This is a genomic window from Rhodopseudomonas sp. (assembly GCF_036404135.1).
GTDB lineage: Bacteria > Pseudomonadota > Alphaproteobacteria > Rhizobiales > Xanthobacteraceae > Rhodopseudomonas_A.
Genome location: NZ_DASWPE010000149.1, coordinates 1 through 11605, shown reverse-complemented (window position 1 = coordinate 11605; position 11605 = coordinate 1). Strand labels below are relative to the sequence as shown.

The following is an 11605-nucleotide window of genomic DNA, read 5'->3' as shown; positions in this document are numbered from 1 at the left end:
AATTCCGATCAATCCGATTGGCAGCCGCTTTTCGAGCATCTGATTGAAGCGGCAGAGCTGGCGGCGACGCGTGCTGACAAGTTCGGGGCCGCCGCGGCGGCGGCGCTGGCGGGCCGGCTGCACGACCTCGGCAAATATGCGGAAGCGTTCCAGCGCTACATTCAGGGCCGAGGACCGGGCGTCGATCATTCGACGGCCGGCGCAAGGATCGCTCTGGATCGGTCGAAGGCGGGCGCGCCGCCCGATCGGCTGATGCTGGACCTGGTCGCCTATATCGTGGCGGGTCATCATGCCGGCCTGCCCGACCGGCTTGGCGATGCAGCGAGCCTCGATGGCCGGGCGGCGCAAAAGACCGAACCGCTTGATCCGGTCTGGAGCAGCGAGGTCGACCTTGCGACAAGCGGCCTGTTTCCTGCGAATTTCCGCTGGCACCCGGACCGCCGTGCCTTTCAAATCGCCGTCCTCGGCCGGATGATCTTCTCCTGCCTGATCGACGCCGATCGCATCGACACCGAGCGATTCTATGCGCGGATCGAAAGCCGGGTAGTGGACCGCGACTGGCCGCGCTTGCCGGACATCGCCGCGCGGCTGATCGCCGGCTTCGATGCGCATATCGACGCGATGAAGACCGCCGATACGCCGGTCAACCGGCTTCGCGCCAATATCCTCAGCCATGTCCGCGGCCGAGCGGCATCGCCGCGCGGCGTGTTCACGCTGAACGTGCCGACCGGCGGCGGCAAGACGCTCGCCTCGCTCGGCTTCGCGCTCGACCATGCCCGGCACCACGGCATGGCCCGGATCATCACCGCGATTCCCTTCACGTCGGTGATCGACCAGACCGCCGGCATTTTCCGCAGCGTGCTCGGCGAGGACGTCGTGCTCGAACATCATTCGGCGATCGAGGAGGAAAAGCTCAGCAAGAGCGCGGCGCGCGACAAGCTGCGCCTTGCCATGGAGGATTGGGCGGCGCCGATCGTCGTCACCACCAATGTTCAACTTCTGGAAAGCCTGTTCTCCGACCGGCCGTCGCGCTGCCGCAAACTGCACAATCTCGCCAACGCGGTGATCATCCTCGACGAGGCGCAGACCATTCCCCTGCCGGTGCTGCGGCCCTCCGTGGCCGCGCTCGACGAACTGGCGCGCAATTACGGCTGCACCATTGTGCTGTGCACGGCGACCCAGCCGGCGCTGGCCGCCCCGGATTTCGCCGGCGGCTTTGAACTCGGGCCGGACAGCGAACTCGCGCCGGATCCGCTGGCGCTGCATGGCGCGCTGCGCCGCTTCCGGCTGCAATTCGCTGGCGAGATGTCCGATGCTGATCTGGTCGGCGCGCTCAGCGGCCATGATCGAGCCCTGGTCATCGTCAACAGCCGCGCCCATGCTTTGACGCTTTACTCTGCAGTGAAGGCGGCGGGCCTCGACGGCGCCATCCATTTGACCACGCGGCAGACCGCCGCCGACCGCCGCATCATCCTCGCCGAGGTCAAGGCCCGGCTCGATCCGCAACATCCTCGGCCCTGTCGTCTGATCGCCACCAGCCTCGTCGAAGCCGGTGTCGATCTGGATTTTCCCCGCGTTTGGCGCGCCGAAGCCGGCCTCGATCAGATCGCCCAGGCCGGCGGCCGCTGCAATCGCGAAGGCCGCAGCCCGCTCGATGACAGCATCGTCACCGTGTTCTGTCCGACCGAAGCGAAACCGCCGCGCGAGATCGCCGGCTTCATCGGCGATATGGCGCGCATGAAGCGCAATCATGGCGACGATCCGCTCTCGCCCCAGGCGATGCGGGATTATTTCGAGGAGGTTTATTGGCGCAAGGGCGATCACGGCCTCGATCGCATCCGCGCCAAGGATCTCGACGGCGCCAGCGCCACGATCAAGGTGATGGAGGCGTTCTCGGTCGGCTCAGGCACGACGAATTTCGCCTATCGCACGGTGGGCGAGGGCTTTCGTCTGATCGAAAGCGGGTTAGCGCCGGTGATCGTGCCGATCGACGACACGGCGAAGCAGGCGCTCGACGGCCTGCGTCACGGCTGGCTGACGCCTGGCGCCTGCGCGCGGCAGCTGCAGTCCTACACGGTGCAGGTGCCGCCCAAGGCGCGGCAGAAACTGATCGACAACGGGCACGTTCGCTTCGTCGAGGGATTTGGCGACCAGTTCGCCGAACTGATCACCGGCAGCCTCTACACGCGGGACACCGGGTTACTGTGGGAGAATGCGGATTATCTGGGGATCGAAGGTGTGATAGTATAGGCAATATTGCTGCTACACGTATTGATAATAGTATTTTTTGTCACCCCATCTAATCTCGCGCAGCCGCACGCTTACTCGGCCGCATTCACATTATTGGGCGCAGCGCTATGGCCTACGGGATAAGACTTCATGTTTCGGGCGACTATGCCTGTTTCACTCGCCCCGAGATGAAGGTCGAGCGCGTCTCTTATGACGTCATGACGCCGTCGGCGGCGCGGGGAATCCTGGAAGCGGTGCACTGGAAGCCGTCAATTCGCTGGATCGTCGAGGAAATCCACGTCCTCAAGCCGATCCGCTTCCAGTCGATCCGGCGCAACGAGGTCGCCACCAAGGCGCCGGCCGGCAAGATCAAGCAGGCGATGAATGCCGGCAGTCTCGAAGGGCTCGGCCTCGTCATCGAGGACAACCGCCAGCAGCGCGCCTCCACCGTGCTGGCCGAGGTCGGCTATGTCATCGCCGCGCGCTTCGAACTGACGACCAAGGCCGATGCGACCGACAATGCGGGCAAGCACCTCGACACCTTCAACCGTCGCGCCCGCAAGGGGCAGTGCTTCCATCAACCCTCGCTGGGGACGCGCGAATTCGTTGCCCGCTTCAATCTGATCGAACCGGACGCGCCAATGCCCGCGGCGATCGACGAGACGCGCGATCTCGGCTTCATGTTGTGGGACATCGATCATGCCGGCGACCGCTCATCGCTGTTCTTCCGGGCCAGGCTCGACAAGGGCGTCGTGAAAGTGCCGCCGCCCGGCTCGCCGGAGATCCGCCGATGAGCGCACTCGCCGCGCTGGTCCGGGCCTATGACCGGCTCGCGACACGCCGCAAGGTCCCGGCTTTCGGATATTCGCAGGAGAAGATTGGATTTCTGATTTCCCTGAACCCGGATGGCACACCCGTCGGTCTGCCGATTGATCTCCGCGAGGGAGAGGGGCGAAAGAAGCAAGCTCGAATGATGACTGTGCCCGCCGCATTCAAGCGGCCCGGCGTCACGCCGCGAGCGTTTTTCCTCTGGGACAACACCGCCTATGCGCTCGGGGTTACCGCATCGGATGGCAAGGATGGATCAACGCGCCTGGAGGCATTTCGAGAACGACATCGGCGTGAACTGGCGGGAACCAAGGACGAGGGCCTGCTGGCGCTTCTGAAATTCATCGAGGCTTGGCGGCCAGAGGATTTTGAACGTCTCGGCTGGCCCGAGGAGATGAAGGACCAGAACGTGGTCTTCGCGTTGGAGAGTGAACGGCGGCAGGATATCCGGATTCATGATCGGCCCGCCGCGCGCGAATTGTGGGCCAAGCTATCGGCTGAACCGGGTAAGGTCGACGCGGTTTGCCTGGTGACCGGCGAACGTGGCCCGGTCGCCCGGCTCCATTCCGCTATCAAAGGCGTCTGGGATGCTCAGTCGTCCGGCGCATCGATTGTCTCGTTCAATCTCGATGCCTTCACCTCCTATGGCCACGAACAGGGCGACAATGCGCCGATCTCCGAGGCGGCGGCCTTCGCCTATACGACGGCGCTGAACCACTTCCTCGAAAAGGGCAGCGGCCACCGTCTCCAGATCGGCGACGCCTCCACCGTGTTCTGGGCGGACGCCGAGACCGCCGAGGCCGTCGCTGACGCAGAGGATATCTTCGCGAGCTTTCTTGCGGTCAACGAGAAGCAAGAGACCGCAAAAGTCGCGGCAATTCTGCAAGCGATCCACGACGGGCGACCGATCGAGGACATCAAGCCAAAGCTGCCCGAGGGCGTGCGCTTCTTCGTACTCGCACTGGCGCCGAACGCGGCGCGGCTGTCGGTCCGGTTCTATATCGAGGACGATTTCGGCGTCATCGCCGAGCGCTATGCTCAGCACGTCCAACGCATGCGAATCGAGCCGCCGCCGCGCGAGCCGGCGCCGTCGATGTGGCGGCTGTTGATCGAGACCGCAACGCTGAGGAAAACCGAGAACGTCGTCCCGAAACTCGCCGGCGACTGGATGCGCGCCATCCTGACCGGAGCGCCCTATCCGTTGACGCTGCTGTCCCAGGTGCTGATGCGGCTGCGCGCCGACCACGACGTCAACGCGCTGCGGGTCGCCATCATCAAATCCGTTCTGATCCGCAATTTCGCAGATTCATTCGACAGGGAGGTGCCGGTGTCGCTCGACCCAGACAACAAGGAGCCAGGCTATTTGCTCGGCAGGCTGTTCTCCGTCTACGAGCAGATCCAGAGTGCCGCGCTCGGCCGCAACGTCAATGCCACGATCAAGGACAAATTCTACGGCGCAGCCGCATCGCAGCCGCGGAAAATCTATCCGATGCTCGACAAAGGCTCGAAACCGCATCTGTCCAAGATCACCAAGGATAACAAGGGCCTTGCGATCGTGCTCGAAAGGAGGGTCGGCGAGATCATGGAAACGATGTCGCCCGGCGCGGATCCGTTCCCGTCGCATCTTCCCGACAAGCAGCAGGGTCTGTTCGCGCTTGGCTATTACCACCAGCGCAATGATTTCTTCGCCAAGACCGATAGCAAGTCGGAAAAGCCCGTCATCGAGGAGCCTACGGCATGACCCCGCTCGCAAACCGCTACGACATCGTATTCCTGTTCGATGTGACCGACGGCAATCCAAACGGCGATCCCGACGCCGGCAACCTGCCGCGGCTCGATCCCGAAACCAATGTCGGCCTGGTCAGCGACGTGTCGCTCAAGCGCAAGATCCGCAACTACGCCGACCTCACCCGCAGCGGGCAGACGCGTTACGGCATCTACGTTCAGGAAGGCTCGATCCTGAATGAGCAACATCGCAAGGCCTACATCGAGCAGCGCCCGGGCGATACCAAAGTCGCCAAGGCCGCCAAGCTCAATCCGCAGAACGACGACGAGGCGAAGTCCTTGACGCAGTTCATGTGCAACAATTTCTTCGATGTCCGCGCCTTCGGCGCCGTGATGTCGACGGGGATCAATTGCGGCCAGGTCCGCGGGCCGGTTCAAGTCGCCTTCGCGCGCTCGGTCCAGCCGATCATGCCGCTGGAAATATCGATCACCCGCATGGCCGCGACCAACGAGAAGGAAAAGGCCGATCGCAGCAAGGCGACCGAGGAAGACGAGCGGACGGAAAACCGCACCATGGGCCGCAAGCATATCGTGCCATACGGCCTGTATCGCGCGCATCTGTTCGTGAACGCCAAGCTCGCAGAACGCACCGGCTTCAACCAGGCCGACCTTGATCTGGTGTTCGAGGCGTTGACTTCGATGTTCGAGCATGACCGCTCCGCCGCGCGCGGCGAGATGTCGTCGCGCAAGCTCATCGCCTTCAAGCATGCTTCGGCGCTCGGCAACGCCGCCGCGCACGATCTGTTCGAGCGAGTCAAGGTGCAGCGCAAATTCGGCGACGAGCTCTACGACCTCGACAGCAACCGGCTGGACAATCTGCCGCCGGCGCGACGCTTCGCCGATTATGCGGTGAGCGTCGACCGCAACGACCTGCCCGAAGGCATCGAAATACTCGAACTCGTCTGACACGGAGTGCGGGATGGCGTGCATCGACAGCGACGACCCTATCCCGCTCTCCGCGCTGCAACATGCCGTCTACTGCATGCGCCAGGCGGCGTTGATTCATATCGAGCGGCTCTGGGAAGAGAACCGCTTCACCGCCGAGGGCGGGTGCTGCACGAGGTCGCGCATGAAGCAGGACTGCGACGCCAGAAGGGGCTGCGCCGCGTCACCGCGCTGCCGCTGGTCTCGAAACGGCTGAACCTGTCGGGTGTTGCCGATCTGGTCGAATTTCGCGCCGGGCCGGACGGCGAAACCGCCTATCCGGTCGAGTACAAGCGGGCCAAGGCCAAGCTGCACCGCGCCGATGAGGTGCAGCTCTGCGCGCAAGCGCTGTGCCTGGAGGAGATGACCGGGCGCCCCGTGCGCGAGGGCGCGCTGTTCTATGCCGCGCCGAAACGCCGGCTCGCCGTGGCTTTCGATGCGGAGCTGCGCCGGCTGACCGAGACGACGGCGCTGCAGCTCGGCGAACTGTTCGCGATCGGCCGGACGCCGCCGGCGCTCTGGCGCGCCGAGCGCTGCCGCGCCAGCTCGCTGATCGAGCTCTGCCGTCCAAAGGCCACGGCAAAATCGGCGATCAGCTTCCGGGTCCGCGCGATTGCGGCCGCGCTCGACGACACCGCCGGAGATGAAGGAGGAGACGAGGCAAGAGAGGACCGACGGTGAAAAAGCTTCTCAACACGCTGTTCGTCACCACCGAGGGCGCCAGCTTGCGCAAGGACGGCGAGAATATCGTCGCCGAGCTGGAGGGCGCCGAGCGCGCCCGTGTGCCGCTGCATATGCTCGGCTCGGTGGTGGTGTTCGGGGCGATCTTCATCTCGCCGCCGTTGATCCAGGCACTCGCCGGCGGCGGCATTACGCTGGTTCTGCTCGACCGCGCAGGCCGCTTCCAGGCTCGCGTCGAAGGTCCGGTCAGCGGCAACGTCTTGCTGCGGCGCGCGCAATATCGCGCCTCCGAGGCGCCCGACGAGATCGTGCGCAGTTTCGTCTCGGCCAAGATCGTCAACCAGCGCGGCGTGCTGCAACGCGCGCTACGCGACCATGCCGACGGCGCGCCGCCCGGCCAATGCGCGAGCATAGCAACTGCCGTGGATCGCCTCGGCTTCATCCTGCGACGCGTCGCTCATCTGAACGAGGGCATCGATGCGCTACGCGGGGCCGAAGGCGAAGCGGCGCAGAACTACTTTGCGGTGTTGGATCATCTCATTCGGGCCGCCGACCCGGAGATCCGCTTTCGCGGCCGCTCGCGCCGGCCGCCGCTCGATCCGGTCAACGCGCTGCTGTCGTTCCTCTACACGCTTTTGACCCATGATTGCCGCAGCGCGGCGGAGGGCGTCGGGCTCGACCCCGCGGTCGGATTCTTGCATCGCGACCGCCCCGGACGGCCGAGCCTGGCGCTCGATCTGATGGAGGAACTGCGGCCCGTGCTCGCCGATCGCCTGGCGTTGTCACTGCTCAATCGCCGGCAACTGCGCGCCCGCGATTTCGAAACCCGCGATGGCGGCGCCGTTCTGCTGACCGATGATGGCCGCAAGACGGTGCTGGCTGCCTGGGCCGAGCGCAAGAAGGAGGAGCGGCGCCATCCGTTCCTGGAGGAGACGGCGCCGCTCGGGCTGGTGCCGCATCTTCAGGCGCAATTGCTCGCGCGCCACCTGCGCGGCGATCTCGACGCCTATCCGCCCTGGTTCTGGAAATGAGGGGCGACCGGCCGCGGAAGCCACCGATCGGAGGCGATGATGCTCGTGCTCGTGACCTATGATGTCTCCACGGTCGAAGCGGGCGGGCCGGCACGCTTGCGGCGTGTCGCCAAGGCCTGCCGCAACTATGGTCAGCGCGTGCAGTTTTCCGTCTTCGAGATCGAAGTCGATCCGGCGCAATGGGCCACTCTGAAGGCGAAACTCGAGCGCTTGATCAAGCCGGAGCATGACAGTCTGCGCTATTATTATCTCGGCGCGAATTGGCAGCGCCGGGTGGAGCATGTGGGAGCGAAGCCGGCCACCGATCTGGCCGGGCCGCTCATTGTCTGAGCGGTCGGGCTCCCCGATCCCGTTCGCGCGAACCTCAAGCATGACCGGAAACGCCGGGACGTTCGCGCGGGCGTGAGTTGTTTGAAATCGTTCAGCTATTGGCGGGCTGCAGCCGACCGCTGCCGGCATCGGACGAGGCGGGCCTCGACATTCGCGCGGCCCGGTCAATTTTCGTTGGAGCAAGAAGCGACTATGAATAAGGTGTCGCTCCCCGTGCGGGAGCGCGGATAGAAACGCTTCATCTTCGTCGGCGAAGGCCTCCGGGATCGTCGCTCCCCGTGCGGGAGCGCGGATAGAAACAGCGCAAACTGATTGCCGTCGACGCGGACGGTCGTCGCTCCCCGTGCGGGAGCGCGGATAGAAACATGATGATCACACCTTTGCTTTGAAGAGGTTGGACGTCGCTCCCCGTGCGGGAGCGCGGATAGAAACATCCAGCAATAACGGAGATATCGGATGAAGTTCTAGTCGCTCCCCGTGCGGGAGCGCGGATAGAAACATCTCGCTGGCGCCGGAACATATGCGAATGGACTGTCGCTCCCCGTGCGGGAGCGCGGATAGAAACAAGTGCCAGTCGAGTGGTTCGACGAGGCCTGGGCAGTCGCTCCCCGTGCGGGAGCGCGGATAGAAACACCATGGACCAGGAAGTCAAGGACCAGTTCTCGGCGTCGCTCCCCGTGCGGGAGCGCGGATAGAAACAACCGCGCAAATCGCGCATAACCAAAGGAACCTGTCGTCGCTCCCCGTGCGGGAGCGCGGATAGAAACCAGAAGCGCAGCACAGAGCCGTCTTTTATCTTAAGTCGCTCCCCGTGCGGGAGCGCGGATAGAAACCTCGGACCGCCGGTCGTCAATTCGATCTCGCCGAATGTCGCTCCCCGTGCGGGAGCGCGGATAGAAACTTATTTTGGGATTGGTAGGCGGGTAGCGACGGCTTGTCGCTCCCCGTGCGGGAGCGCGGATAGAAACATTGTAGCCGAGCGCGCCGACTGATCCGATTGCTGTCGCTCCCCGTGCGGGAGCGCGGATAGAAACCCGTTGTCAAACGCGATGACAGCGAAAGCGAGGAAGTCGCTCCCCGTGCGGGAGCGCGGATAGAAGCTGCTGATTGTTGACGATGCCGCTCGCCGTGGTGGTCGCTCCCCGTGCGGGAGCGCGGATAGAAACAAACCTGCGCGAGGGCAAGGGTTGGATTACCAGGTCGCTCCCCGTGCGGGAGCGCGGATAGAAACTGCTGATTGTTGACGATGCCCGACGCCGTGGTGTGTCGCTCCCCGTGCGGGAGCGCGGATAGAAACACGCTCGCCGCTAGAGTAATACCAGAAATGATATGTCGCTCCCCGTGCGGGAGCGCGGATAGAAACTGGTAGCTCGATTGCTCCCGCTGGATCTGGCTCGTCGCTCCCCGTGCGGGAGCGCGGATAGAAACATTTTCGGCAGCGCCGTCGCGTCAGGCTCGTCGCCGACGTCGCTCCCCGTGCGGGAGCGCGGATAGAAACCGCGGTCGCCCCACCGTTGCGACGGTGATGGCGCGTCGCTCCCCGTGCGGGAGCGCGGATAGAAACTGCCAGCGGTCGATCGGCCACGCGGCGGCGTCCGGTCGCTCCCCGTGCGGGAGCGCGGATAGAAACATTCGAGACGTATGGTATGGCGCCTCAGATGAGGTCGCTCCCCGTGCGGGAGCGCGGATAGAAACCACGTGGAACGCGGCGCGGCCTAAGCTGGGCCTGGTCGCTCCCCGTGCGGGAGCGCGGATAGAAACTTTGCCCTATCGATCTCGCCCATAACTCAAGCTCGTCGCTCCCCGTGCGGGAGCGCGGATAGAAACGCGATCTACGGCCCATCGACGGTCCGCAAGCGGCGTCGCTCCCCGTGCGGGAGCGCGGATAGAAACTTCCACCCGAACAGCGACCCTGCCGTAAAGAGGGTCGCTCCCCGTGCGGGAGCGCGGATAGAAACCGGAGATTCCGGCCGCTGGGGCTGGATCCGGCAGTCGTCGCTCCCCGTGCGGGAGCGCGGATAGAAACATCGATCAGGTCGCCGTTCTTGCATTGGCATCGCTCGTCGCTCCCCGTGCGGGAGCGCGGATAGAAACTTTCCGACCCTGCCGAGCGTGCCGCAGCACGAACAGGTCGCTCCCCGTGCGGGAGCGCGGATAGAAACACTGCCGTATCGCAGTTCGCCGGCGCGCATCCCGGTCGCTCCCCGTGCGGGAGCGCGGATAGAAACCGTGGTCAGCATTGAGCCCTCCTCCGATCCAGCGTCGCTCCCCGTGCGGGAGCGCGGATAGAAACCAACGTGATCACCGGCGGCGATCCTGGATGGGCGTCGCTCCCCGTGCGGGAGCGCGGATAGAAACGCGGCTGTCGACTGACCTACGCTAAAGAAATAGAGTCGCTCCCCGTGCGGGAGCGCGGATAGAAACCACTTGCAGGTCAGGGTCACCACCGCGGCGGCGGGTCGCTCCCCGTGCGGGAGCGCGGATAGAAACATTTAAGCCATCAGCCTTGTTAACGGGAGCCCCGTCGCTCCCCGTGCGGGAGCGCGGATAGAAACCCTGGGTCGACGAAGTGGTCGCGTCATCGCAGACGTCGCTCCCCGTGCGGGAGCGCGGATAGAAACCCTTCCCGACCACCCGCGGCGTTTCCGCCGCGAGGTCGCTCCCCGTGCGGGAGCGCGGATAGAAACCAAGATAAGACAACCGGTCGGCGCGCTAGAACGCGTCGCTCCCCGTGCGGGAGCGCGGATAGAAACGAGGTCGGCCCGCATCATCTGGAGCCATCCAATGGTCGCTCCCCGTGCGGGAGCGCGGATAGAAACCGGTGCAGCCAGCGGATCGCGGCGGGGCCGTCGTGTCGCTCCCCGTGCGGGAGCGCGGATAGAAACAAACAGTGGGCAGAAGCCAACAGTATCTCGGCGAGTCGCTCCCCGTGCGGGAGCGCGGATAGAAACCTCGTGTAGAGCCGGAAGTTGCCAGCGATCAGCGTCGCTCCCCGTGCGGGAGCGCGGATAGAAACATCCTTGACACTGATCGATGCGGCGATGGGCGCCGGTCGCTCCCCGTGCGGGAGCGCGGATAGAAACCTGCAACGGGTCGCGGCCGCGCGCGGCATCTCGTGTCGCTCCCCGTGCGGGAGCGCGGATAGAAACCAGATATCGACCGACCACGCCCAGGCAAGCAAGGGTCGCTCCCCGTGCGGGAGCGCGGATAGAAACCCTTGGCAGGGTCATACTGACCGGACTGCCACCAGTCGCTCCCCGTGCGGGAGCGCGGATAGAAACGGGTGATCGGAACCGTCGTCGCGGATTGAGGTCTCGTCGCTCCCCGTGCGGGAGCGCGGATAGAAACGAAGACGAAGGCATGCTCGATATCAGGCGATGACGTCGCTCCCCGTGCGGAAGCGCGGATAGAAACACGAACTCGCGTTCCGCGTAGCGCTGGAACTCAGAGTCGCTCCCCGTGCGGGAGCGCGGATAGAAACCGCGCAGCCGGCAGCGGGTAATCAATCTCGCGGGCGTCGCTCCCCGTACGGAAGCGCGGATAGAAACACCATCGCCGACGGCGCGACCGACTTCGATCAGGTCGCTCCCCGTGCGGGAGCGCGGATAGAAACAAATGTATGGGGCGAGCAATAGTGACAGCGGTGGTCGCTCCCCGTGATCGTGTCCCAGGGAGTGGTGTAGCTGACGGCGGGTCACCGCGACTGCCGGGTTGGTCCGGGCCTGTCAGCTGGCGAAAGCCGGGAGGCTGACGGCGGGATCATCGCCGATCGGGGCGATGGTTTCCAGCGTCATGTA

7 protein-coding genes, 1 pseudogene and 1 CRISPR repeat array are annotated in these 11605 nt (G+C 64.7%); all 8 genes and pseudogenes read left to right on the top strand.

What is annotated here, in order from left to right; genetic code table 11:
• Window positions 1-39 precede the first annotated feature (39 nt).
• Window positions 40-453: pseudogene (locus VGC77_RS17925) on the top strand (CRISPR-associated endonuclease Cas3''); the annotation flags it as partial.
• 114 nt (window positions 454-567) lie between these two features.
• On the top strand, window positions 568-2250 hold the full coding sequence (locus VGC77_RS17920) for a CRISPR-associated helicase/endonuclease Cas3 (protein WP_331172922.1): 1683 nt from the start codon (window positions 568-570) through the stop codon (window positions 2248-2250).
• 107 nt (window positions 2251-2357) lie between these two features.
• Window positions 2358-3023, top strand: a complete 666-nt coding sequence (gene cas5c / locus VGC77_RS17915) for a type I-C CRISPR-associated protein Cas5c (protein ID WP_331172921.1) — start codon at window positions 2358-2360, stop codon at window positions 3021-3023.
• The gene (gene cas8c, locus VGC77_RS17910) at window positions 3020-4798 is read left to right on the top strand and encodes a type I-C CRISPR-associated protein Cas8c/Csd1 (RefSeq protein ID WP_331172920.1); all 1779 of its coding nucleotides are present in this window, start codon (window positions 3020-3022) and stop codon (window positions 4796-4798) included. The genes cas5c and cas8c overlap by 4 nt, the downstream gene beginning before the upstream one ends.
• Window positions 4795-5748 (top strand): type I-C CRISPR-associated protein Cas7/Csd2, encoded by a 954-nt coding sequence (cas7c, locus tag VGC77_RS17905; RefSeq protein WP_331172919.1) that lies wholly within the window; start codon window positions 4795-4797, stop codon window positions 5746-5748. Before cas8c ends, cas7c begins: the two co-directional genes overlap by 4 nt.
• 144 nt (window positions 5749-5892) lie before the next feature.
• Complete coding sequence (cas4, locus tag VGC77_RS17900) at window positions 5893-6447, top strand: CRISPR-associated protein Cas4 (protein WP_331172918.1); 555 nt, start codon at window positions 5893-5895, stop codon at window positions 6445-6447.
• Complete coding sequence (gene cas1c / locus VGC77_RS17895; protein WP_331172917.1) at window positions 6444-7478, top strand: type I-C CRISPR-associated endonuclease Cas1c; 1035 nt, start codon at window positions 6444-6446, stop codon at window positions 7476-7478. The genes cas4 and cas1c overlap by 4 nt, the downstream gene beginning before the upstream one ends.
• A gap of 39 nt (window positions 7479-7517) precedes the next feature.
• Window positions 7518-7808, top strand: a complete 291-nt coding sequence (cas2, locus tag VGC77_RS17890; RefSeq protein WP_184253202.1) for a CRISPR-associated endonuclease Cas2 — start codon at window positions 7518-7520, stop codon at window positions 7806-7808.
• Window positions 7809-8011: 203 nt separating this feature from the next.
• Window positions 8012-11421: direct repeats of the CRISPR family, unit length 32 nt; unit sequence GTCGCTCCCCGTGCGGGAGCGCGGATAGAAAC.
• Between the last annotated feature and the right edge of the window lie 184 nt (window positions 11422-11605).

Excerpts from the sequence above, each read along its gene's own strand:
- cas7c (WP_331172919.1), top strand. The coding sequence starts at position 4,795 with ATGACCCCGCTCGCAAACCGCTACGACATCGTATTCCTGTTCGATGTG.
- cas2 (WP_184253202.1), top strand. The coding sequence starts at position 7,518 with ATGCTCGTGCTCGTGACCTATGATGTCTCCACGGTCGAAGCGGGCGGG.
- cas5c (WP_331172921.1), top strand. The coding sequence starts at position 2,358 with ATGGCCTACGGGATAAGACTTCATGTTTCGGGCGACTATGCCTGTTTC.
- cas8c (WP_331172920.1), top strand. The coding sequence starts at position 3,020 with ATGAGCGCACTCGCCGCGCTGGTCCGGGCCTATGACCGGCTCGCGACA.